Raw genomic sequence first — 22,022 nt, forward strand, 5'->3', positions numbered from 1 at the left:
CGGCGTCAGGTGCCCCGTCCGTCGCGTCGTCCGGCGCGCGATCCGTCGCGCCGTCCGCTGCGTGGTCCGGACGTCGGCTGCCGGTCGGCCCGAATGGCTCGATGCCCACGCCGTGTGGTGCGACGCGGACATCGGAGGCTGAGCCTAACGTGTGGGAGCGGCCGCGGTGTTACGCCCGCGAGGGTTGCACCGGCTCCTCGTTCTCTTCACGCGGCGCACGCGTCGGCTCCGCGATCTGCCGGGAATCACCGCCGTCGCTTGGGCTGGTCTTGGTGTCCCCCTCGGCCGGCCGGTCCCGGCGGCGGTACCGGCGGTCGGTGGCGGTGAACGCGGCGAGCAGCAGGGCGGCCGTGGCCGCGGCGACGGTGATCCGGAACGGCGCGGTGGGCCCGAGGTGGTCGGCGGCCCAGCCGCCCAGGAACGTCCCCGCCGACTGGGCCAGGATGATCGCGCTGACCAGCGCCGCCATCGCCTCGCCCAGCCGGGACGCCGGCACCGTCCGCTCCACCAGGCCGAACATGGTGATCATCTGCGGGGCGACGGCCACGCCCACGCACCCGATCGCGGCCGCCAGGGCGCCCGCGCTGCCGCCCGAGAAGAGCAGCAGGACGGAAGCCGAGCAGAGCAGGCCGGTCCCCGCCCGCAGGCGCAGCGGCAGTTCCCAGCGCGCCGGCAGGGCGGCGGTGGCGATTCCGGCGAAGGCACTGGTGAAGCCCATGAACCCGTAGAGCAGCCCGGCCGCGCCCGGCTGCCCGAGGGAGTCCGTGGTGGCCGTCACCCCGACCTGCACCGAGCCGAAGCAGGCGCCCAGCAGCGCCATTCCGGCCAGCAGCAGGACGTACGGCGTGCTCAACAGGCGGTCGGTGTTCTGGCCCTGGGCGGAGCGCCGGGCCCGGCCCCCGGCCCCGGCGGGGGCGGCGGACCCGGGGGTGGCGGTACGGGCGGCGGACCCGGGGGTGGCGGTCGGGTGGAGGGCGAACAGGGTGGCGCAGACGCCGACCAGCGTGGCCGCCGTCAGCAGGCCGGCCGCGGGGGAGGCCAGGGTGGCGAGCAGACCGACCAGCGCGGGGCCGGTGGTGAAGCTGATCTCGTCCACGATGCCGTCCAGTGAGAGCATCGAGGACGTCAACTCGGCGTTCCCGTCGGCCAGTCGGACCCACCGGCTACGCGACAGCGGGCCGACCAGCGGGACGGAGAGCCCGATCAGCGCGGCCGGCGCGATCTGCCAGACCATCGGGAGCCCGCCCTCGGAGGCGGCGACCAGCGCCACGATCGCGACGGTGTTCACGGCCGCCGCGACCAGCCCGACCGTCCGCTGTCCGCGCCGGTCGGCGAGCCGCCCGACCAGCGGACCGCCGACCGCCTGACCGACCGCCAGCGCCCCGGCCACCACCGAACCGCGCCAGACGCTGTCGGTGTTCCGGGTGACCAGCAGCAGCGTGCCGATCGGGCACATCGCGTTCGGCAGCCGGCCCAGCAGCGACCAGAGCAGCACTACACCGCCCGTCAGCCGCGCCGCCGAACGGAATCTCATGACCACGGACATCCTGGAGTGCCCCCACTCGGAGCCGGTGTGGGCGCCCGCCTCCCACCACCGGCCCGGCCGGTGACCGCAACGAACCGCGGGTGAGCTCCGACCGTACGGCCGGGAGGATCCTCCAGGTAACCGTGCGATCACCCAGCGGAGTCGGCCGGGCGCGCTCGATCATGTTGGAGGACCGGCCAACGGGGGCGCCGCGCCGCTGGGGACCGGGCTGCGGGGGGCGTGGTCTGTGGCGGTGCCGGGTGCGGCGGTGTCCGGGTGCGGGGGTGTCAGCCGGCCAGGCTCCTCCGGATCTGGTCCAGGATCATGCCGGCGCCGGTGTAGCCGATGCCGAGCATCCACAGGCCGTCGTCCACCGGGTAGACCCGGCCGCGGCGCACCGCGTCCAGGTTCTTCCAGAGCGAGCCCTCCATGATCTTCGCCCGGTCGGACTTGGCCGCGTCGCCGTACACCGAGTAGAAGATGACGTCCGCGGCGGCCTGGTCGACCTGCTCCGGGCTGATCTCCATGGAGAATCCGGCCTTGTCCTGATTGGCGGGCCGGCCCAGGCCGACGTCCTTGAGGACCGAGCCGATGAAGGTGTCGTTGAGGTAGAGACGGGTGGGCGCGCCGGCCAGGAAGCGGGCCATCTCCACCTTGGTGGCGGCCGCCTTCTCCGGTCCGCCGAGCGCGGCGACCAGGTCAGCCGCCTTGGCCCGGTACGCCGCCTCCGCCGCGGCCGCCTCGCTCTGCCGGCCGAGCGCCTCGGCGTGCAGTCGCACGTTCTCCTTCCAGGCGGGCCCGGTGGTCCTGGTCAGCACGGTCGGGGCGATCTTCGACAGCTCGTCGTACCGCTTGTCGTCGCGGACCTGGTTGCTGAGGATCAGATCCGGCCGCAGTGCGGCGACGGCCTCCAGGCTGGGCTGGCCGATGGTGCCGACGGCCTTGGTCCCGGCCAGCCGCGCGGCCGGCAGGTACCCGGACAGCGCCGCGCCCTCGGCGACGGTCGTGGCGCCGACCGGGGTGACGCCGAGCGTGACGGCGGAGTCCAGCGCGTCGGTGTCCAGGACGACGACGCGGGCAGCGCGCGCCGGGACGGTGCTCTCGCCGCGCGCGTGCCGGACGGTCCGGGTCCCGGTGCCGGCGCCGGGGGTGCCGCCCTGGGCGTCGGATCTGCCGGAGCCGCCCGAGCCGCCGGAGGTGCAGGCGGCGAGCGCGAGGCCGGAGACCGCGGCGAGCAGGGTTCGGCGGGTGAGGGCGGCGGCTCGGGACGCGGAGGTGGTGGGGGTGAGGGCGTGCGGCATCGGGCGACTCCGTTCCGGAAGGCGGCGAGGCGCCGGGATCCCTGCCCGGTGGCGGGCCCGGCTACGCGCCGAACGAACGGTCGGCCTGACGCTCGGCCAGCCGGGGCGGCTGACAAGTGACAGCTGACAGATGACAACTAACAGATTTCAACATCTGTTAGTTGTCAATTGTCAGCTGTCAGTCGTGCCCGGTTGGTCCTCGCCCGTCCGCCCGCCGCTCTCGCCCCCGTCTCCGCCGTCGCCCTCGCCCTCGCCCTCCCGCTCAAGTCGCTGTCGGAGGAGCTCGTCGTACTCGGCGTGCACCCGGCGGTCCATCGCCAGGGCGAACTGCGCGTCCGTGACGGTCCGGGCGAGCGGGCGGACCCGCAGGATCTGCTCGGTCAGCCGGGTCGCCTCGCCGGGCGGCAGGGGGGTGTCGGCGGCGAGTGCGCCGAGTATCTGGTCGCGGACCAGTGAGGTGAAGATCTCCGCGATCGCGTCCACGTGTTCCTGGGAGCGCCGGCTGGCCTCCAGGACGGCCGAGAGCGGGACGCCTTCCGCGACCAGTGCCGTCGTCGCGTCCATCAGCCGGCGACTGACGTGGGTGATCCCGTCCTCGCCGATCGTGATGTAGCCCTGGGCGATCGCCTCGGCGGTGTTCTCCTCGGTGAGCTGGTCGCCGAAGGTGGTCTTGAGCTCCTCCCAGTCCACGTGGGCCGGCGTCTCGTCGGACCACGGCGCGATGATCGCCGCCTCCAGTCCGATCAGCTCGGCGACGTCCTGACCGCTCTCGCCCGCGCCGATCAACTCGGCGATGCCGCCCAGGGTGTGGCCACGCTCCAGCAGTTCGGCGATCACCCGGAGGCGGGCCAGGTGGGCTTCGCCGTACCAGGCGATCCGGCCCTCCTTGCGCGGCGGCTGGAGCAGTTTGCGCTCGCGGTAGAAGCGCAGGGTCCGGGTGGTGATGCCGGCCGCCTCGGCCAGCTCCTCCACCCGGTACTCGCGTCGCCTGTCGCCTGCCGCTGCTCTGAGCTTGTCCACGGCGCTCAGCATAGGACCGGTGATCGGGGAAGTGACGTGGCCGGGCTTCTTCCCTCCGCCGGTGGCACGGGCTACTCTGCCAATCGCGCCAGTGATTGCTGGCATGGTTATCGCGGCGGCGCCACGGCACCATGTAGGCGGTTCGTCGCAGCAGTGCGCACCTCAGGCCCCCACCCTCAGGAGGACGCCGCATGGCATCCAGCACCAAGCGCCCCCGCCCCGGCGCGTCCGGCCAGGACTCCCCGGGCGCCGACCCCGCCGGGGCGCCCGCGCCCGTCGACGCGCCGGCGCCCGCCCTCGCCACGGCGGCCCCCGCCGCACCCGCCCCGCACGTCCGGGTCGCGGTCATCGGCTCGGGGTTCGGCGGCCTCGGCGCCGGTGTCCGGCTGCGCCGTGCCGGCATCACCGACTTCGTGATCCTGGAGCGCGCCGACTCGGTCGGCGGCACCTGGCGCGACAACAGTTACCCCGGCTGCGCCTGCGACGTCCCCTCCCACCTGTACTCCTTCTCCTTCGCGCCCAACCCGGACTGGCCGCGCAGCTTCTCCGGCCAGCCGGCGATCCGCGCCTACCTGGAGAAGGTCGCCGACGTGTTCGGCCTCCGCCCGCATCTGCGCTTCAACACCGAGGTGGCGAAGGCTCGTTGGGAGGCCGACGAGACCCGCTGGCGGATCACCACCACGGCCGGCGAGTGGACCGCCGACGCCCTCGTCGCCGCCGCCGGCCCGCTCGCCGACCCGCAGATCCCGAACCTGCCGGGCCTGGACGCCTTCCCCGGCAAGGTGTTCCACTCCTCCCGCTGGGACCACGACTACGAACTCGCCGGCAAGCGGGTCGCGATGGTCGGCACCGGCGCCTCGGCGGCGCAGATCATTCCCTCGATCCAGCCGCAGGTCGGCAAGTTGACGGTCTTTCAGCGGACGCCCGCCTGGGTCCTGCCGCGCCGCGACCGCGACATCACCGAGCTGGAGAAGTGGCTGCACAACCGGCTTCCGATGACCGCCAAGCTCCGCCGCGGCACCCTGTTCGCCCTGCGCGAGCTCCAGGTGGACGCCTTCGTCCGCCGGCCCGGCCTGCTGAAGGTGGTCCAGCAGCTCGCCGAGCGGCACATCGCCCAGGGCGTCGCCGACCCGGCCCTGCGCGCCAAACTCACCCCGGACTACCGGATCGGCTGCAAGCGCATCCTGCTGAGCAACACCTACTACCCGGCACTCGCCGCCCCCAACACCGAGCTGGTCGCCTCCGGCCTGCGCGAGGTGCGCGGCTCCACCCTGGTCGCCGCCGACGGCAGCGAGCACGAGGTGGACGCGATCGTCTTCGGCACCGGCTTCCACGTCACCGACATGCCCATCGGCTCCCGGGTGTTCGGCGTCGGCGGCGCCAGCCTGGCCGAACACTGGAAGGGCGGCATGGAGGCGCTGCGCGGTTCCACCGTGCGCGGCTTCCCCAACCTCTTCTTCGTCATCGGCCCCAACACCGGGCTCGGCAACAGCTCGATGATCCTGATGATCGAGTCCCAGCTGAACTACCTGATCGACGCGCTCACCGCGCTCGGCTCGGTCGGCGCCACCGCGATGCAGCCCACCGAGCGCGCCCAGCGGCACTGGAACCTGGAGCTCCAGCACCGGATGGACCGCACCGTCTGGACCACCGGCGGCTGCCGCAGCTGGTACCTCGACGCCAGCGGCAAGAACACCGTGCTCTGGCCCGGCTCCACCACCTCGTTCCGCCGCGCCACCCGCAAGGTCGACCTCGGCGAGTACGAGCTGATCATGCGGACCCCGCCGAAGCCCCGCGCCGCCGAGGCGACCGGCGCCGCCGCAACGGCGACCGGCTCCTCGGCAACCGCGACCGGCGCCTCCGCCGCCGAGGAGGCCCTGACATGAGCCCGGCCCTCCCCGCCGACTGCGTACCGCCCACCCCCGCCCAGGTGTGGGACGTCCGCTCGGCCGACGGCATCCGGTTGCACGTCGAGATCCACGGACAGCCCGCCGCCCCGACCATCGTGCTCGCCCACGGCTGGACCTGCTCGACGGCCTTCTGGGCGCCGGTGATCCGCCGGCTCGCCGACCGCTACCGGGTGGTGGCGTACGACCAGCGTGGTCACGGGCGCAGCGAGATCCCGCCCAGCCGGATCCGCTACTCGACCCGCGCGCTCGCCGACGACCTCACCGTCGTTCTCGAGCGCACCGTCCCGGCAGGTGAGCGGGCCGTCCTGGCCGGCCACAGCATGGGCGGCATGACCATCATGGCGGCGGCCGGCCGCCCCGAGGTCGCCGCCCGGACGGCCGCCGCCGTCCTGGTCTCCACCGGCCCCTCCGACCTGATCGCCGAACTCCGGGTGCTGCCCGACACGGTCCGCGCCCGCGGGCTGCGCCGGTTCCTGCACCGTCGGCTGCTGCTCTCCCGGCTGCCGCTCGGCCCGGTCGGGCCGGTCAGTCGCGCCGGCCTCAAGTACGCGACGATGGGGCCGGGTTCGCCCGCCGACCGGGTGGAGGCGACGGCCCGGATCGTGCACGCCTGCCCGACCGCCGTTCGGGCCGGGTGGGCCGGCGTGCTGGACGGCCTGGACGTCCGCGCCGGGCTGGCCGCCCTGGCCGTGCCGACCGCCGTCGTGGTCGGCACCGACGACCGCCTGACCCCGCCGGTGCACGCCCACCGGATGGTCGCCGCTCTGCCCGATCCGCAGGGCCTGCTCCTGCTTCCCGGCGTCGGCCACATGGCGCCGGTCGAGCGGCCCGCCGAGGTCGCGGCCGAGATCGACCGCATGGCCGCCGCGAAGTTGGCCGCCGCGCATGTGGCCGCCGACGGCCCGGCCGCCGCCCGGCCCGCTTCTCGTCCCGCCGTCCCGGCCGTCCGTCCCGGCGTCCCGGCCGTCCGTCCCGCCACCCCGCAGAGGAGCCTGAGCGCATGAACGCCGTCCCGCCGCTGTCCACGCAGGTCGTCGTCGTCACGGGTGCCGCACGCGGCGTCGGTGCCGAACTCGCCCGCAAACTCACCGCGCAGGGCGCGAAGGTCGCGCTGCTCGGCCTCGAACCGGCCGAGCTCAAGGCCGTCGCCGCGCAGTGCGGCCCGTCCGCCACCGCCTGGGAGGCGGACGTCACCGACGTCGAGGCGCTGACCGAGACCGCCCGGCTGATCAAGGATCACTACGGCCGGATCGACGCGGTGGTCGCCAACGCCGGCATCGCCATCGGCGGCCCGCTGCTGGACAGCGACCACCGGGCGTTCAGCCGGGTGATCGAGGTCAACCTGCTCGGCAGCGTCGCCACCGCCCGTGCCTTCCTCCCGGCTCTCGTCGAGAGCCGTGGCTACCTGCTCCAGATCGCCTCGCTCGCCGCGCTGACCCCCGCCCCGCTGATGAGCGCGTACTGCGCGAGCAAGGCCGGCGTCGAGGCGTTCGCCCACTCGATCCGCGCCGAGGTCGCTCATCAGGGCGTCAAGGTCGGTGTCGGCTACCTGAGTTGGACCGACACCGACATGGTGCGCGGCGCCGACCAGGACACCGTGCTGCGGCAGATGCGCTCCCGGCTGCCCTGGCCGGCCAACAAGACCTACCCCCTGGCCCCGGCCGTGGACCGCCTGGTCGCCGGCATCGCCCGCCGCTCCGCCCACGTCTACGCCCAGGCCTGGCTGCGCGGCATGCAGCCGGTCCGTGCCGTCCTGCCCCTGGTGATCGCCGCGGTCGGCTCCCGCGACGTCGCCAAGCTGGCCCCTCAGCTCGCGGCCACCGCCGCCACCCGCTTGCGCCCCGTGGGAGCGGGCGGCGCCGCCGACACCGCCGCCCGCTCCGCGAAGGACTGACGGGAGACGGCTGACAGATGACAGCGAACAGATAACAGATAACAGCTGACAGATTTCAACATCTGTCAGCTGTTATCTGTCGGCGCGTCGTCCCCCGCGGCAGCCAACCCCCTCAGTACCTCGTAGGCGCCCTGGACGAAGCGGTTGTCCAGGGTGGGGCCGCAGTTGGCGAGGGCGGCTACGGCGGTGGCGGACTGGGGGCAGAAGCCGGCGAACGCGGTGAAGCCGCGGGTGGCTCCGGCGTGGAAGACGAGGTCGCGGCCGGCGGTGCGGCGGTGGTTCCAGACCAGGGCGAGCCGGCCGGAGGAGTGTGGCAGCCGTAGCCGGGGGCGTTGGACGTCACGCAGCGCGGTCGCCAACTCGCCCCCGTCCGGCGAGAGGTGGGCGAGGAGGTAACGCAGCAGGTCGGTGCCGGAGGCCCGGACGGCGCCCGCGCCCGGGAGGCCGGGGATGTGCCAGGGCGGCAGCGGGCGGCCGCGCCGGTGGCCGGTGGCACGCCCGGGCGCGTCGGGGCCGGTGGTCGCGGTGCGCAGGCCGAGCGGCCGGCAGACGCGCTCGGCGAGCAGTTCGGCGTACGTGCCGGAGCCGGCCTCGGCGAGCAGCCGGCCGAGCAGGCCGACACCGTAGTTGGAGTAGCGGAAGCGCGCACCGGGCCGGTGGCGCACGGTGGTGCGGGCCAGTGCGGTGCGCAACTGCTCGTCGTGGAAGCCGGTGTACGGGTTGCTGAGGAAGGTCGGGACGGCGGCGGCCAGCAGCCCCGGGGGCAGGCGGGGGAGCCCGGAGGTGTGGGTGGCCAGGTGCAGCAGGCGGATCGGCGCGCCGGAGCGGACGGTGGCGGGCCGCCAACGACGGGGGAGGTGGCGCTCCACCGGGTCGTCCAGGGCGAGTTCGCCATGCGCGGCCATGGCGGCGAGCAGCAGTGCGGTGAACGTCTTGGTGATGGAGCCGAGTTCGAAGACGGTGTCGGGCGTGCAGGGGGCGTCGTCGTCCCGGCCGAGCCGTCCGTGGCAGTGGACGGCCTGCCGGCCGCCGGAGGCGAACGCCAGGGTGACGGCGGTGGCGTGCGGTGCGGCGGCGGGGACGAGAGCGGCGAACTCGGCGGCGCCGAAGGCTCGTTCCACTCAGGCCACCGCCGGTGCGCCGCCGGGGGTACCACCGTGGGCGCCGCCGAGTGCGCGGGCGAGGGTGATGGTCGCGGCCACCACGGTGACGACGGCGGTGTGGCCGTGGTCGGTGAGCTGCTGCTCGGGGTCCTCGGTGACCGGCCCGGTGTCGCGCGGCACGAGGCCGTCCGCCCGCTGGACGGCGGCGAGCGCGGCCCAGGCGGCGGCGCCGGCCTCGGGCGCTCCGATGCAGGCGTCGACGATGAGCAGTTCGCCGACGAGGTCCCACTCGCCGGTCTCCAGCCAGACCTCGATCCAGGCGGGCAGCCATTCGCGCAGGTAGTCGCGGATCGGGGCGGGCAGTCCGTCGGGCCGGGCGCCCCAGTCGGTGAGGTGGAAGACGGTGTGGGTCAGGTGGTAGGCGGTGAGCCAGTCGAGCAGCCAGGGTTCCGGGGTGGCGCCGAGCCAGGTGGCGGCGGTGAGCGCGGACCAGTCGGGCTGCTGGGCGAGTCCGATCACCCGGCGGGCGTTGGCCACGGCGAGCCGCCGGTTGGGCATGACCTCCATCGCCTGGACGGAACGGACCCCGGCCAGTGACTGCAGCAGTCCCTCCAGCGGTCGGTGGCGGAGGCCGGCCCGGGCGAAGTGGACGTAGACCTCCAGCGGGTCGCTCGTCAGCGGGTGGCGCAGCTGCCGTTCGTAGAGGAGGTCGCCCTCCCGCAGTTCGGCCCAGCAGAGGTCGAGGATCCGGCGGGCGATCCGGCTGTCCTCCGTGCCGGCGACGCCTTCGCGCAGCAGCAGCCCGGTGGCCAACGCGGCCTCGCCGAGCGGCTTGTAGACGTTGTCGGGGTCGGCCAGGTCGATCGTGGCGTCCGCGGAGAACCGCCCGAGCCCGCTCTCGTAGCGGCCGTGCAGCCAGCGCAGGGCGCCGGCGGAGAGCTGTTGGGCGGTGCGCAGGACCGCGGTCCCGGTCATGCCGGCGTCTCCTTCGGCCCGGACGCTGTGGCCGGCGGGCGTTCCCGGGGGCGGGCTTTCCCCGGGGCGGCCTCCGCCCGGGCGCCCGTTCCCCAGGCGGCCTTCCCCTGGACCGCCTTCCCCTGGACCGCCTTCCCCCCGCTGGCCTTTCCCCAACCGGCCGGTCGCCAACTGGACATTCCCCGATTCGCCGTCCCCCAAGGGGCGTTGCCGCCACAGGCGTTCGGCGATGGCGAGATCGAGGGCCGTGCGGGCACTGCCGTCGCCGGCCAGGCGGATCCGGTCGAGGACCGGTGCGAGGTCGAGGCGGGCCGGGACGCCGTCGGCGGCGGTCCGGGCGAGCCAGCGGGCGATCCGGGCGGCGGTCCGGTGGTCGCGGCGGAGCATCGAGCGGACGAGGCCGCGGGCGAGGGCCAGGTCGTGCCGGCGGGCGAGTTCGTGGACCGGCCCGTCCAGGCCCGGCAGGGCGAGCGCGGACAGCTGCGCCATGACCACCGACCAGCCGGGCCAGCCGAGTTGGTCCGGTCCCGGGGCGGGGGAGGGCACGTGGTCGGCGCTCGGGGCGACGGTGGGGCGGCCGGCCCGGGCGAGCAGTTGGGTGGTGGCCCGGTCGCGCCAGGCGGCGACGAGCGCGGTCTCGGGCCGGGTGGGATCGGTGGCGGCGGCGGGGAACACGTCGAGGGCCTGTGCCACGGTGAGTGCGGTCGCCGCGTCGGGCGCCCGGCCGGCGAGCAGCGTGGGGGCGAAGGCGTCGGGCCCGAGGACCCGGACGGCCGCCAACTCGGCGCGCGGGAGCGGCCTTTCGGCGGCGAGCGGCGGGGAGGTGAGAAGCGGGGGTTCGGCGTCGGGGGAGACGGCCGACGCTGGAGAGCCGTGGCCTGGCCGGGCGGGCGCGACCGGGTCCCCGCCGCCCCCGAGGGCGTGGAGGACCCGGCCGGCCACTCGCTCGACGGCCGCGGCGTACTCGTCACGGAGGGAGGTGTCGGCGAACGGCATGAGCGTTGACTTCTCCTGTTCTGGAGCCGGCTCGGTACCGGTGCCGGCCGCTACCGAGCCGGCCCGTTCAGGGGTCGGTGGAGTCGGGCGCGCCCGAAGGGCTGCCGGTCGGCTCCGCTAGCGGGTCTTCTCCTTGGGCTGCTTCGGCGACAGCAGCAGGAGGGCGATCAGCACGCCCTGGGCTTCGGGGCAGTACGTGGGCGCGTCGCTGACGGCCGCCTCGTCCTCCGTCATCAGCATGCCGAGCGCGTCCGCCTCGGCCGGGGTGGCGAGCGGTGCCCGCGTGGTCTGGGTGGTCTGAGCAAGCATCAGATGCCTCCTCATCGAAGATGTCATCGCCTGGCCCGGCGATGCCCCTCTACCGACGATACGGATGCGAACCGTCCGGTGCCACTTCAGTACGCTGCGTAGTCGCGGGCGGAGGCGGGTGGTCACGGGTGGAGGCGGGTGGGTGCCGTGCGGGCCGTACGGGCGCCGGACTCCGGCCGCGGCACGCGTCACGAATGCCGATTGCGGTACCCGTCGCGGGGCGCAGTGGGTACGGTCAGGGGCATGACCACTGCCTTGATCACCGGCGCGACCGCCGGCATCGGAGCCGCGTTCGCCCGCCGGCTCGCCCGGAGCGGCTACCGGCTCGTCCTGGTGGCCCGTGACACCGAGCGGCTGGAGCGTTCCGCCGCCGACCTGCGGGCCGCGTACGGCGTCGACGCCGAGGTGCTGACCGCCGACCTCGCGACCGACGACGGCATCGCCGCCGTCGAGGCGCGGCTCGCCGACGCCGACCGCCCGGTGGACCTGCTGGTGAACAACGCCGGCTTCGGCAACAAGGGCGCCTTCCTGACCGTCCCGCTCCAGGACGAGCTGGACATGCTGAAGGTGCACGTGGAGGCGATCCTCCGGCTGACCACGGCCGCGCTGCCGGGCATGCGCGAGCGGCGCCGCGGCGCGATCGTCAACGTCGCCTCGGTGGCGGCCTTCCTGCCGCGCGGCACGTACGGCGCGAGCAAGGCCTGGGTGGTGAGCTTCACCCAGGGCGTGATGCGCGACCTCGGCGGTACGGGGGTGCGGCTGATGGCGCTCTGCCCGGGCTTCACCCGGACGGAGTTCCACCAGCGGGCGGGCATGGGGACGGGCAACATCCCGTCCTGGGGCTGGCTGTCCGCCGAGCGGGTGGTGGAAGAGGCGATGCGCGACCTGGCACGGGGGCGTTCGTTGTCCGTCCCGGGGAAGCGTTACAAGATCGCGGTCACGATCGCCCGTCTGTTGCCGTCCGGCAAGCTCGGCGGGCTCTCCTCGAAGGCGGCGCGCACCTACCGGACGAACTAGCCGGCACGGCCCGGCATGAGCGGGCCCGGGCGGGCCCGGGCGGGCGCAGGCGGACCCGGCCCGGGCATCGGAGGGCGCCGACGGGCGCGAGCGGGCACGGAAAGGCGCGAGCGGGCAAGGGAAGGCGCGAGCGGGCACGGGAAGGCGCGAGCGGGCACGGGAAGGCGCGAGCGGGCACGGGAAGGCGCGAGCGGGTACGGAAAGGCGCGAGCGGCACGGCCGGGCCCGGGCTGGGCGGGGCGCCGGCGGACCCGGGCGAGCGGGTGACCGGCCGGGAATAGAGCGAGCCTCACTATTAGCTTCGCTAACTATGAGCTATTCTCGCTATGCTGGCGGCCGCCCGACCGCCGTGCCCGCCGTGCCCGCCGCGCCACCGCGCGGTGCGGCGCCCGCCGCGCGCCCGCGCGTCCGACCCTGGGAGGTCCGCCCTTGAGGCCCGATGGCATCCGTTGGACCCCGCCCGCCCGTGCCGAGGGCGAGACCCGCCCGCCGGCCCAGTGGCGCCGCATCCTCGCGCTCTTCCGCCCCTACACCGGCCGGCTCACCGCGGTCGGGCTGCTGGTCGCGGCCTCCGCCGTGGTCTCGGTGATATCGCCGTTCCTGCTCCGGGCCGTCCTGGACACCGCCATCCCGCAGGGCCGCACCGGCCTGCTCAGCGTGCTCGCGCTCGGCATGGTCGCCGCCGCCGTGGTCAACAGCATCTTCAACGTGCTGCAGACGCTGATCTCCACCACCGTCGGCCAGCGCGTCATGCACGACCTGCGCACCGCCGTCTACAGCCACCTCCAGCGGATGTCGCTGGCCTTCTTCACCCGGACCCGCACCGGCGAGGTGCAGTCCCGGATCGCCAACGACATCGGCGGCATGCAGTCCACCGTGACCTCCACCGCCACCTCGCTGGTCTCCAACTTCACCGGCGTGATCGCCTCCGTGGTCGCCATGGTCGCGCTCGACTGGCGGCTCACCGTGGTCTCGCTGCTGCTCCTGCCGGTGTTCGTCTGGATCAGCCGCCGGGTCGGCAACGAGCGCAAGAAGATCACCGCCGAGCGGCAGAAGCAGCTGGCCGCGATGAGCTCGGCGGTGCAGGAGTCGCTGTCGGTCAGCGGCATCCTGCTCGGCCGCACCATGGGCCGCTCCGACTCGCTGTCGAAGGAGTTCACCGGGCAGTCCGACCAGCTGGCCGACCTCGAGGTGCGCGCCAGCATGGCCGGGCGCTGGCGGATGAACACCATCCAGATCGTGATGGCCGCGATGCCCGCGGTGATCTACTGGGCGGCCGGGCTGGCCTCGGCCGGCGGCTCGCCGATCGTCTCGGTCGGCACCCTGGTCGCGTTCGTCTCGCTCCAGCAGGGCCTGTTCCGCCCGACCGTCAGCCTGCTCTCGACCGGCGTGCAGGTGCAGACCTCGCTGGCGCTGTTCCACCGGATCTTCGAGTACCTCGACCTGCCGGTGGAGATCGCCGAACCGGAGCACCCGGTGGCCCTGGAGCGGATCCAGGGCGAGGTCAGGTTCGAGGGCGTGGACTTCCGGTACGACGCGGAGCAGGAGCGGCCGACCCTGTCGGGCGTCGAGCTCAAGGTCCCGGCCGGCAGCTCGCTCGCCGTGGTCGGCGAGACCGGCTCCGGCAAGACCACGCTCAGCTACCTCGTCCCCCGCCTCTACGACGTCACCGGCGGCCGGGTCACCATCGACGGCGTCGACGTCCGCGAGCTGTCCTTCGAGACGCTGTCCCGGGCGGTCGGGGTGGTCTCCCAGGAGACCTACCTCTTCCACGCCTCGGTCGCCGACAACCTGCGCTTCGCCAAGCCGGACGCCACCGACGCCGAGCTGGTGGCCGCCGCGGAGGCCGCGCAGATCCACGAGACCATCGCCGGCCTGCCGGACGGCTACGACACCCTGGTCGGCGAGCGCGGCTACCGCTTCTCGGGAGGGGAGAAGCAGCGGCTCGCGCTCGCCCGGACGATCCTGCGCAACCCGCCGGTGCTGATCCTGGACGAGGCCACCAGCGCGCTCGACAACCGGACCGAGCACGCCGTCCAGCAGGCGATCGACACCCTGGCGGCCGGACGGACCACCATCACCATCGCCCACCGGCTGTCCACCGTCCGGGCCGCCGACCAGATCGTCGTCCTGGACCACGGTGAGGTGGCCGAGCTGGGCACCCACGACGACCTGGTCGAGGCGGACGGCCGGTACGCGGCGCTGCTGCGCCGCGAGGCGCCGGTTCCGGCGTCGGTGCCGGTGCCGTCCCTCGGGCACGCGTAGCCGGCGGGGTGGGCGCGGCCCCCGGCGGTGTGCCCGGCCGGCCGCAGGCGGAACCACGCGGACTCGCGGACACGGCCCCGGCCCACGGCAGCGCCGGCCGGGCCCGCGCGGGCCCCGGGCAGTCCCGGCAGGCCTCGGACGGGACGGGTCTCAGGCGGCCTTGGGGATCTCGTTGTAGCTCTCCACGACCTCCTGGCCGGAGAGCTGCTGGATCGCCCGCATCACCTCGTCGGTGACCTGCCGGCGGGCCTTGAGCGAGCGCGCCTGGCCGTGCAGCTCGTCGAAGTGCAGCGGCTCGCCGAAACGGACCGTCACCTTCTTGATCCGGGGGACGCGCTTGCCGATCGGCAGGATCTGCTCCGGCCCCTCCAGCGCCACCGGCACCACCGGGACGCCCGCGGTGAGGGCCAGCCAGGCCACACCGGTCTTGCCCCGGTAGAGGCGGCCGTCGAGCGAGCGGGTGCCCTCCGGGTAGATGCCGAAGGCCTTGCCGTCCTCCAGGATCTCCAGCGCCGACTCCAGCGAGGCCTGCGCCGAGCGGTAGGTGCCGCGCTCGACCGGCACCGCGCCGATCGCCTCGAAGAAGCCCTTGGACACCGCGCCCTTCAGCCCGGTGCCGGTGAAGTACTCGGCCTTGGCGAGGAAGTGCACCCGGCGCGGGGCGGTCAGCGGGATGACCACGCTGTCGATGAAGGACAGGTGGTTGCTGGCCAGGATGACCCCGCCCTTGCGCGGCACGTTCTCCAGACCCTCGATGTTCGGCCGCCAGATCCCCCGCGAGAGCGGTTTCAGCACCAGCTTGGTGACGAGATCGAGCATGGTCCCTCCCAGGACGCGCACGCCCGAGAGGTGCCCGGGCCTGAACAGACGACAATCGGTGGTCGATCAATCCCCGGCCGGGCCGGGAACAGACCCGCAGACTACGACACCGACCCCGGAGCCCGTCCACTCCCGCCCGCCGTGGCGCTCACCACGGGCGGGTAGGGTACCGCCGACGGAAACGCACATCAGCCGGTCTTCAGGATCAGCAGTTCATCAGAAGGGGCCACCCATGGCAGACGTCGAGACCATCCGCGCGGCGTTCGACAAGTACGACGTGAACGGCAACGGCCGGATCACCGCCGCCGAGTACGCCAAGGTCGCGCGCGAGCTCGGCGACCTGACCACCACGATCGCGGTGGCCGAGGCCATCATCAAGCAGATGGACACGAACCACGACGGCGAGCTGACCTTCGACGAGTTCCTGGCCGCGCGTCAGGGCTGAGCCCGCTCGGCGGGGCGCCCGGGTCCGCCCGGGAGCCCCGCCGTCGGCTTTCGCGGGACCGCCTCCCGGCGCTCCCCGGGGGCCCGGGGGCCCGTCAGGCCGCCGCGGCACGTCAGGCTCCGGCACGCCCGGCCGGGCCCGTCAGCCCTTGACCGGGAACACCCGCCGCACCACCCGCTCGGCCGCCCCGCCGTCGTCCCACGGGCAGAACCGCTCGCGGAACCGCGCCCGCGCCGCCGGCTCCGGGTCACCCGCCAGCAGCGCCTTCGCCAGCCCGTCGGCGTCCACCGTCACCGCGCCCGGCGGCTGCTCGAACAGGTCGAAGTAGACGCCCCGGTTCTGCCGGTACTCGTCCCAGTCCGGCGCGAAGATCACCACCGGCCGGTCCAGCACCGCGTAGTCGAACATCATCGACGAGTAGTCGGTGACCAGCACGTCCGCAGCCAGGTAGAGGTCCTCGACGGTCGGGTGCGCCGAGACGTCCACGATCTCCGCCGCGCCCGCGCCCGCCGCCAGGTCGCCCGGGCCGCCGGTGTGGAAGTAGTGCGTGCGGACGAGCAGTGTGAAGCCGGGCCCGAGCCGCCGGGCCAGCTCGCGCACGTCCAGCAGCGGCACGTACCCGCCCCTGCCCTCGCGGTGCGTCGGCGCGTACAGCACCGCCGTGCGGCCCGGCGCCAGGCCGAACCGCTCCCGCATCGCGGCCACCTCGGCCGGGGTGGCGTTGGCCAGCCGGTCGTTGCGCGGGTAGCCGGTGTCCAGCATCTCGTAGCGGCCGGGGAAGGCCCGGGCGAAGTGCTCGCTGGTGTGCGGGTTGGAGGAGACCAGGAAGTCCCAGCGGTCGATGGCCTCCTGCAGCCGGTCGAAGTCCATTCCGTCCGCCGCCACCGGGTGGTCCCTGAGGTCCATCCCCATCGCCTTCAGCGGCGTGCCGTGCTGGGTCTGGACGTGCACCGTGCCCGGCCGCTTCACCATGGTGCGCGGGAAGTTCACGTTGTTGACGAAGTACTTGGCGGTCGCCATCGCCTTCAGGTAGGCGGGTGTGTTGACGATCACGTACGGCACCCCGGCGGGCAGCGTGGCCGCCTGGGTGCGGTTCTCCACCACCCAGACGCCCCGGACGTCCGGCGCCAGCTCCTTCGCCTTCTCGTAGATCGCCGCCGGGCTGCAGGCGTAGCCCCGGTGCCAGTACGCCGCGTAGACCGCCAGGTGCTCGTCCAGCGGCAGCCGGCGGAACGCGTTGTACGCGGTGAACCGGGCGCTGCTGCGCACCCCCTTCTTCACCGCCGGCGCCACCGCGCGCGCCCCTCGCTTGAGCTCGCGCGGAAGCCGCCCGGTGCGCCGCAGCTCCGCGTACGCCACCCGCGCGCCGCGCGCCGCGAGCCGGTACTGGACGCCGCGCACGCCGCCGGGGAAGCGGTAGCCGGCCGGGCGGTGCCGGGCGAAGTGCTCGGAGATCCGCCGGAAGAAGTCCTTGCGCCGCTCCACCGGGACCAGCCCCGGGGTGTCGTAGACGGTGAGCGCCTGCTTGACGGTCCGGTCGAAGACCAGGGTGCGCAGGGAGTCCGGCACCGGGCGGCCGGGCCGGTCCGGGCGGTCCAGGAAGGCGAAGATCGCGTCGTACTGGGCGAAGGCGTCCGCGTGCTTGGGGGAGGCGGTGGCGGTGATCGCGCCGGCCCGGCCGCGCCGGTAGAAGTAGCAGGGGCGGTCGAGGTAGCGCAGCCGCTCGGCGGCGAGCAGGGCGGGGTAGGTGACCGAGATGTCCTCGTAGTAGCCGCGCCCGAAGGAGACGCCGAGACCGAGCAGGAACTCGCGGCGGAACACCTTGTTCCACACCGACATCACGGTCCGGAACAGCGCCGGGTGCTCGGCCAGTGTCGCGCCCTCGACCAGCGGGGAGCCGACCAGCACGTGCCGCCAGGGGTTCGGCTCGGTCCCGCCGTCCGGGTAGACGTGGGTGAAGTCGGTGAGCAGCACGTCGGCCGGGTCCTGGCCGCGGGTCCCGCGCCTGAGCTCCTGGGCGAGCTCGTCCAGGAGGACGGAGACGGTGCCCTCGGGCAGCCAGTCGTCGCTGTCGACGAACCAGACGTACTCGCCGCGCACCTCGGGGAGCGCGGCGGTGCGGGCGCCGCCGAGGCCCTGGTTCTCGGTGAGGTGCAGCACGCGCAGCCGGCGGTCGCGGGCCGCGTACTCGTCCAGGATCGCGCCGCAGCGGTCGGGGGAGAGGTCGTCGACCGCGATCACCTCGAAGCGGGTCTCCGCGGCGGGAGTGGCTTCCAGGATCGAGTCGAGGCAGCGGGGCAGGTAGCGCTCCACTCCGTGGACCGGGAGGACGATGCTGAGGAGTACTGGCACGCTGGGTGAGTCTACCGAGGGCCGCCGGGGGCGGAGCTGCCCGGGGCGCCTCGCGGCCGGCCCCGGAACCGCCGGTGCCGGGCCCCTGGACGGGGCGGCACCGGCAGCCTGGTGGCGACCCGGCCGACCCTCTACGGCCGGCCGCCTGTCCGGGCACCTCCCGAGCCTTGGCCACCGCAGCGTCGAGGCGGCCGGGCAGTGGCTCGGGGGAGCCGGAGATCTTCATCAGTCGAACACACAGTTGAACGGTGACCCGGTCTGCGTGGACTGATGAAGATATTGCTTGGAGGTTTCCTCGACGTCAATCCCCCGAATGTGTTCACTTCCTGAAGTGATTGTCCTAGGGATTCATCGACAAACCTCCGAACAGGTAGTGCGGGGAGCTCGACGGGCGCCGCCCGGTGCGGACCGTGACCGACGGTGACCCTGCGCGCCCGGCGCGTGCCTCGGAGGCAGGCGCCGGGCCAGTGCCCCCGAGGGCCCGGTGACGGGGGCCCGGTCGTGCACCATCATTGATGCCTAGTCGTGACCGGAGGGGTGGCCCCTGGTGCATCGTCAGTTGACGCCGCACGATACGGTGGCAGGACACCAGGACGGTTGCGCGAAGGCCGTCTGTCACGGATAGTCTTCGCCTCACGGCCCTGGCGCCTCGTAGGGGTGGGAATTCAGATGGAACACATGCAAGTGCGGACTCGGCCCCGCGTGCCGGCGATCCAGTGCGGCGTCGGCGCGACCGGCCGTCGGATCGACCGACACCTGGCTGTGCTCGGCGCGCCCGCACTCCCGGCGGTGGACACCGCCGAGGCGCTCGGGTTGATAAGGGAGCTTACGCCGCGCGGCGTCGGCGCCCCGACCGCGCCGCGCCGCCATGTGCGGGTGTCGCTGCTGGCGCCGCTGCGCCGGCTGCGGCGGAGCCTCTTCGGGAGTCGCGGCTAGGGTCCCCGGACCTCCGCGCCGACCGGCATCCGGCCCGACGGACCCCAGGGACCGTCGGGTCTTTGGTGTGCCCGGGGCCGGGCCGGCCGGGTCCACCGGGTGAGCCGGGTCCCACAGGTCCACCGGGTCCGCCGGTGGTTCGCGGAACCTCGCTGCGGCGGGTGCGGACCCGAACCCGTCAGCCTACGGCACCTTGCCTCCCTGGCAAGGGGAGACGGCGAGGCGGGCCGGTCCACCCCCGGACGTGGGTGAGGATGGCGGCATGGCGGACAACATCCACTCCACGCCCTTCCAGACCACCACCATCGAGATCACCACGGGCAGCCGCGAGGTCGCCCTCGACATCACCGACCGCTGCGCCGCGTTCCTCACCGACCGGGCCGCCGGACGCGACGGCCTGCTCAACGTCTTCGTGCCGCACGCCACGGCCGGCATCGCCGTGCTGGAGACCGGCTCGGGCAGCGACGACGACCTCCTCGCGACGCTGCGTGACCTGCTCCCCGCCGACGACCGCTGGCGCCACCGGCACGGCAGCCCCGGCCACGGGCGCGACCACGTCGTCCCCGGCCTGGTCGCCCCGCACGCCACCCTGCCCGTGATCGGCGGCCAACTCGCGCTGGGCGTCTGGCAGTCGGTCGTCCTGGTGGACACCAACGGCGACAACCCGCGCCGGACGGTCCGGCTCTCGTTCCTGGGCTGACGCGGCCGCTACCGCTCCTCCTCGGCCGGCCCGGGAGAGCCCGTGCCGGGCGTGCTCGTGTCGGGGGAGCCCGTGCCGGGGGCGCCCGTGTCGGCGGGGTCGGCGACGGCGGCTGACACCGCGGCGAGGTAGCCCTCGATCGCCAGGTACTGGCAGAGCACCGCCACCGGGCGGCCGAGGCGGGCGTACCAGGCGGCGAGCCGGGCGAACGCGGTCACCTCGAACCAGACCTCGCCCGCCGCGTCCATGCTCACCAGGAACGCCTCCTCGCCGCACTCGGGGTGCCCGGGCAGCGTCCCGTACGCGAAGCCGATCCGGTCCGGCTCGTCCACGGTCCACACCACCCGGCACGGGATCACCACGCGGGGCCGGCGCAGCCGGGGCAGGGTCAGCCGGAGCAGGACGGTCGCGCCCTCCTCGGCCGGCGCGTACGGGTGGACGGCGAAGCCGGTGCCGAGCTGGCAGCCCCAGCCCAGCACGTACCGCCCGGCCCGCTCCAGCACGGCCGGCCCGTGCCCGAGGTGGACGCGCCGCCGCAGCCGCGCGTACCCGGACGGCAGCCGGGCGCCCCGGGTGGCGCCCACCTCGGGGTAGGTGGGCGAGGCGGAGCGGGCGGCGGCCAGGCGCCGGGCGAGGTTCTCGGACACGGCGCCACGGTACGGGAGGGCGGGCGGTCGGGATCGCCCCGGGGGCTCCCGGCCGCCCGCGGGCTCGCGGGCTCGGAGCGGCTCGCGGGCTCGGCCCGGCCCGGGGAGCGGGACCTCGGCCCGGCCAGGGGCGGCCTTGCCCCGGCGCGGGGACCGGAGTAGGAAGGCGGCATGAGCGACGAAGCGGTGACCGGTGCGCTGCCGGAGGGCGCCGGGACGGACGACGGCGTGGTCTGCGCCCCGGCCCCGCCCGGGGCCGAGGCGGCCGAGGCCGCGCTGAGGCACCACCCCGGGCCGACCGGACCGCGCGCCGACTGCGTGCTCTGCGGCGAGCCGACCGAGCTGCCCGCCGACCACCCGGGCAGCACGCTGTGCCCGGTGTGCGCCTGGCAGCAGGCCCAGCGGATCGCCTGCTCGGGCTGACCACCGGCTTCCCGGGCCCGCTCCGCGGCTCCTGGGCCGTGCACGCGCTCCCGTCGCGTCAGCGGCGCCCGAGGGAGCGGTAGTTCCACCCGGCCGCCCGCCACCCGGCCGGGTCGAGCACGTTGCGCCCGTCGACGAGGTTGCGCGCGGCGACCAGCGGTTCCAGCCGTCCCGGGGTGAGCTCCGCGAACTCCCGCCACTCGGTGAGCAGCAGGACGGCGTGCGCCCCGCGGGCCGCCTCGGTGGCCGAGGTGGCGTAGCCGAGCTCGGGGTACGCCTTGCGGGCGTTGTCCAGCGCGGCCGGGTCGTACACGGCGACGGCTCCGCCCCGGGCACCGATGGCCGCCGCCACGTCGAGGGCCGGGGAGTCCCGGATGTCGTCGGAGTCCGGCTTGAACGCCGCTCCGAGGACGGCGATGCGGCGTCCCTCGAAGGAGCCGCCCACCAGTTCCCGGGCGAGCTCCACGACGCGGGCGCGGCGGCGCAGGTTGATCGCGTCGACGTCGCCCAGGAAGGACAGCGCCCGGCCGGCCCCCAGTTCGTCCGCGCGGGCCCGGAAGGCCCGGATGTCCTTGGGCAGGCAGCCCCCGCCGAAGCCGAGCCCGGCGCGCAGGAACCGCCCGCCGATCCGGTCGTCGTACGAGAGGGCCTCGGCGAGCCGGACCACGTCCGCGTCCGCGGCCTCGCAGACCTCGGCCATGGCGTTGATGTAGGAGATCTTGGTGGCGAGGAAGGCGTTCGCCGCCGCCTTGACCAGTTCGGCGGTGGCGTGGTCGGTCACCACGACGGGTACCTCGCCGAGCGGCGCGTACACCTCGCGCAGCGTCCGCTCGGCCCGGTCGGTGCGCACGCCGAGCACGACGCGGTCCGGGGCGAGGGTGTCCCGGACGGCGTGGCCCTCGCGCAGGAACTCGGGGTTCCAGGCCAGGTCGACGTCCTCGCCGGCCGGCGCCAGGGTGCGCAGCCGGTCGGCCAGCCGGGCCGCGGTGCCCACGGGCACGGTGGACTTGCCGACCACCAGGCACGGCCGGGTCAGGTGCGGCGCCAGGGCGTCCACGGCGGCGTCGAGCTGTGACACGTCGGCCGCGGGCCCGTCCTTGCGCTGCGGCGTGCCGAGGCAGAGGAAGTGCACGTCGCCGAAGTCCGCGGCCTCCCGGTAGTCGGTGGTGAAGCGCAGCCGGCCGGAGGCGAGGCCCCGGCGCAGCAGCTCCGCCAGCCCTTCCTCGTGGATGGGCAGTTCGCCGTCGCCGAGCCGGCGGACCCGGTCGGCGTCGATGTCCAGGCCGAGGACCTGGTGGCCCAGTTCGGCCATGCACGCGGCGTGGGTGATGCCCAGGTAGCCGGTGCCGATGACCGTCATGCGGTACCGCACGTGGTGTCTCCTG

19 protein-coding genes are annotated in these 22,022 nt (G+C 74.4%); 9 read left to right on the forward strand and 10 right to left on the reverse strand.

Annotated features, from left to right (window positions below; translation table 11 throughout):
* Positions 1–169: 169 nt before the first annotated feature.
* The 3 genes from ACFVHB_RS04025 to ACFVHB_RS04035 all read right to left on the reverse strand — a co-directional run bounded on the left by ACFVHB_RS04025 (position 170) and on the right by ACFVHB_RS04035 (position 3,858).
* On the reverse strand, positions 170–1,534 hold the full coding sequence (locus tag ACFVHB_RS04025; RefSeq protein ID WP_380314679.1) for an MFS transporter: 1,365 nt from the start codon (positions 1,532–1,534) through the stop codon (positions 170–172).
* Between the two features lie 278 nt (positions 1,535–1,812).
* A complete protein-coding gene (locus tag ACFVHB_RS04030; RefSeq protein ID WP_380314680.1) occupies positions 1,813–2,826 on the reverse strand; it encodes an ABC transporter substrate-binding protein in 1,014 nt (337 codons plus the stop codon).
* A gap of 171 nt (positions 2,827–2,997) precedes the next feature.
* The gene (locus tag ACFVHB_RS04035; RefSeq protein ID WP_380314681.1) at positions 2,998–3,858 is read right to left on the reverse strand and encodes a MerR family transcriptional regulator; all 861 of its coding nucleotides are present in this window, start codon (positions 3,856–3,858) and stop codon (positions 2,998–3,000) included.
* Positions 3,859–4,037: 179 nt separating this feature from the next.
* Here ACFVHB_RS04035 and ACFVHB_RS04040 point away from each other — a divergent pair, with 179 nt between their 5' ends.
* From ACFVHB_RS04040 to ACFVHB_RS04050, 3 genes are read left to right on the forward strand one after another with little or no spacing between them, the layout of a single operon-like run.
* Positions 4,038–5,732, forward strand: coding sequence for a flavin-containing monooxygenase (locus ACFVHB_RS04040; protein WP_380314682.1), 1,695 nt, complete (start codon positions 4,038–4,040; stop codon positions 5,730–5,732).
* Entirely contained in the window at positions 5,729–6,760 is a 1,032-nt protein-coding gene (locus ACFVHB_RS04045; protein ID WP_380314683.1) for an alpha/beta fold hydrolase, read from the forward strand. The genes ACFVHB_RS04040 and ACFVHB_RS04045 overlap by 4 nt, the downstream gene beginning before the upstream one ends.
* Entirely contained in the window at positions 6,757–7,650 is an 894-nt protein-coding gene (locus tag ACFVHB_RS04050; protein WP_380314684.1) for an SDR family oxidoreductase, read from the forward strand. The genes ACFVHB_RS04045 and ACFVHB_RS04050 overlap by 4 nt, the downstream gene beginning before the upstream one ends.
* 65 nt (positions 7,651–7,715) lie before the next feature.
* On the opposite strand, the gene ACFVHB_RS04055 is transcribed toward ACFVHB_RS04050, so the two are convergent.
* From ACFVHB_RS04055 to ACFVHB_RS04065, 3 genes are all read right to left on the reverse strand, one after another.
* Entirely contained in the window at positions 7,716–8,771 is a 1,056-nt protein-coding gene (locus ACFVHB_RS04055; RefSeq protein ID WP_380314685.1) for a serine hydrolase domain-containing protein, read from the reverse strand.
* Entirely contained in the window at positions 8,772–10,724 is a 1,953-nt protein-coding gene (locus ACFVHB_RS04060; RefSeq protein WP_380314686.1) for a DUF6895 family protein, read from the reverse strand.
* Between the two features lie 117 nt (positions 10,725–10,841).
* Positions 10,842–11,033 (reverse strand): hypothetical protein, encoded by a 192-nt coding sequence (locus tag ACFVHB_RS04065; protein ID WP_380314687.1) that lies wholly within the window; start codon positions 11,031–11,033, stop codon positions 10,842–10,844.
* A gap of 243 nt (positions 11,034–11,276) precedes the next feature.
* Between ACFVHB_RS04065 and ACFVHB_RS04070 the strand changes: the two genes are divergently transcribed.
* Entirely contained in the window at positions 11,277–12,050 is a 774-nt protein-coding gene (locus tag ACFVHB_RS04070) for an SDR family NAD(P)-dependent oxidoreductase (RefSeq protein WP_380314689.1), read from the forward strand.
* 429 nt (positions 12,051–12,479) lie between these two features.
* On the forward strand, positions 12,480–14,315 hold the full coding sequence (locus ACFVHB_RS04075) for an ABC transporter ATP-binding protein (protein WP_380314691.1): 1,836 nt from the start codon (positions 12,480–12,482) through the stop codon (positions 14,313–14,315).
* Between the two features lie 150 nt (positions 14,316–14,465).
* On the opposite strand, the gene ACFVHB_RS04080 is transcribed toward ACFVHB_RS04075, so the two are convergent.
* Positions 14,466–15,134: a lysophospholipid acyltransferase family protein gene (locus ACFVHB_RS04080; protein WP_380314693.1), complete on the reverse strand. Its 669-nt coding sequence runs from the start codon at positions 15,132–15,134 to the stop codon at positions 14,466–14,468.
* 232 nt (positions 15,135–15,366) lie between these two features.
* On the opposite strand from ACFVHB_RS04080, the gene ACFVHB_RS04085 reads away from it, so the two are divergent.
* A complete protein-coding gene (locus tag ACFVHB_RS04085) occupies positions 15,367–15,579 on the forward strand; it encodes an EF-hand domain-containing protein (RefSeq protein ID WP_380314695.1) in 213 nt (70 codons plus the stop codon).
* 141 nt (positions 15,580–15,720) lie between these two features.
* On the opposite strand, the gene ACFVHB_RS04090 is transcribed toward ACFVHB_RS04085, so the two are convergent.
* Entirely contained in the window at positions 15,721–17,931 is a 2,211-nt protein-coding gene (locus tag ACFVHB_RS04090; RefSeq protein ID WP_380314697.1) for a CDP-glycerol glycerophosphotransferase family protein, read from the reverse strand.
* 669 nt (positions 17,932–18,600) lie between these two features.
* On the opposite strand from ACFVHB_RS04090, the gene ACFVHB_RS04095 reads away from it, so the two are divergent.
* Together ACFVHB_RS04095 and ACFVHB_RS04100 are read left to right on the forward strand one after the other, a co-directional pair.
* Positions 18,601–18,867 (forward strand): hypothetical protein, encoded by a 267-nt coding sequence (locus tag ACFVHB_RS04095; protein WP_380314699.1) that lies wholly within the window; start codon positions 18,601–18,603, stop codon positions 18,865–18,867.
* Between the two features lie 262 nt (positions 18,868–19,129).
* Complete coding sequence (locus ACFVHB_RS04100; protein ID WP_380314701.1) at positions 19,130–19,567, forward strand: YjbQ family protein; 438 nt, start codon at positions 19,130–19,132, stop codon at positions 19,565–19,567.
* A gap of 8 nt (positions 19,568–19,575) precedes the next feature.
* Here the strand turns inward: ACFVHB_RS04100 and ACFVHB_RS04105 are convergent, their stop codons facing one another.
* Complete coding sequence (locus ACFVHB_RS04105) at positions 19,576–20,214, reverse strand: DUF1990 family protein (RefSeq protein ID WP_380314703.1); 639 nt, start codon at positions 20,212–20,214, stop codon at positions 19,576–19,578.
* 171 nt (positions 20,215–20,385) lie between these two features.
* Between ACFVHB_RS04105 and ACFVHB_RS04110 the strand changes: the two genes are divergently transcribed.
* A complete protein-coding gene (locus tag ACFVHB_RS04110; protein WP_380314705.1) occupies positions 20,386–20,637 on the forward strand; it encodes a hypothetical protein in 252 nt (83 codons plus the stop codon).
* Positions 20,638–20,695: 58 nt separating this feature from the next.
* Here ACFVHB_RS04110 and ACFVHB_RS04115 read toward each other — a convergent pair whose 3' ends face one another.
* On the reverse strand, positions 20,696–22,009 hold the full coding sequence (locus ACFVHB_RS04115) for a UDP-glucose dehydrogenase family protein (protein WP_380314707.1): 1,314 nt from the start codon (positions 22,007–22,009) through the stop codon (positions 20,696–20,698).
* Positions 22,010–22,022 lie beyond the last annotated feature (13 nt).

Source organism: Kitasatospora sp. NPDC127111 (assembly GCF_042677465.1).
Taxonomy (GTDB): Bacteria; Actinomycetota; Actinomycetes; order Streptomycetales; family Streptomycetaceae; genus Kitasatospora.

Bases quoted from the DNA above. Each gene is read 5' to 3' on its own strand.
- ACFVHB_RS04065 (WP_380314687.1), bottom strand. From the start codon at position 11,033: ATGCTTGCTCAGACCACCCAGACCACGCGGGCACCGCTCGCCACCCCG.
- ACFVHB_RS04030 (WP_380314680.1), bottom strand. From the start codon at position 2,826: ATGCCGCACGCCCTCACCCCCACCACCTCCGCGTCCCGAGCCGCCGCC.
- ACFVHB_RS04035 (WP_380314681.1), bottom strand. From the start codon at position 3,858: ATGCTGAGCGCCGTGGACAAGCTCAGAGCAGCGGCAGGCGACAGGCGA.
- ACFVHB_RS04070 (WP_380314689.1), top strand. From the start codon at position 11,277: ATGACCACTGCCTTGATCACCGGCGCGACCGCCGGCATCGGAGCCGCG.
- ACFVHB_RS04060 (WP_380314686.1), bottom strand. From the start codon at position 10,724: ATGCCGTTCGCCGACACCTCCCTCCGTGACGAGTACGCCGCGGCCGTC.
- ACFVHB_RS04085 (WP_380314695.1), top strand. From the start codon at position 15,367: ATGGCAGACGTCGAGACCATCCGCGCGGCGTTCGACAAGTACGACGTG.
- ACFVHB_RS04095 (WP_380314699.1), top strand. From the start codon at position 18,601: ATGGAACACATGCAAGTGCGGACTCGGCCCCGCGTGCCGGCGATCCAG.
- ACFVHB_RS04050 (WP_380314684.1), top strand. From the start codon at position 6,757: ATGAACGCCGTCCCGCCGCTGTCCACGCAGGTCGTCGTCGTCACGGGT.
- ACFVHB_RS04110 (WP_380314705.1), top strand. From the start codon at position 20,386: ATGAGCGACGAAGCGGTGACCGGTGCGCTGCCGGAGGGCGCCGGGACG.
- ACFVHB_RS04100 (WP_380314701.1), top strand. From the start codon at position 19,130: ATGGCGGACAACATCCACTCCACGCCCTTCCAGACCACCACCATCGAG.
- ACFVHB_RS04045 (WP_380314683.1), top strand. From the start codon at position 5,729: ATGAGCCCGGCCCTCCCCGCCGACTGCGTACCGCCCACCCCCGCCCAG.
- ACFVHB_RS04025 (WP_380314679.1), bottom strand. From the start codon at position 1,534: ATGAGATTCCGTTCGGCGGCGCGGCTGACGGGCGGTGTAGTGCTGCTC.
- ACFVHB_RS04080 (WP_380314693.1), bottom strand. From the start codon at position 15,134: ATGCTCGATCTCGTCACCAAGCTGGTGCTGAAACCGCTCTCGCGGGGG.
- ACFVHB_RS04040 (WP_380314682.1), top strand. From the start codon at position 4,038: ATGGCATCCAGCACCAAGCGCCCCCGCCCCGGCGCGTCCGGCCAGGAC.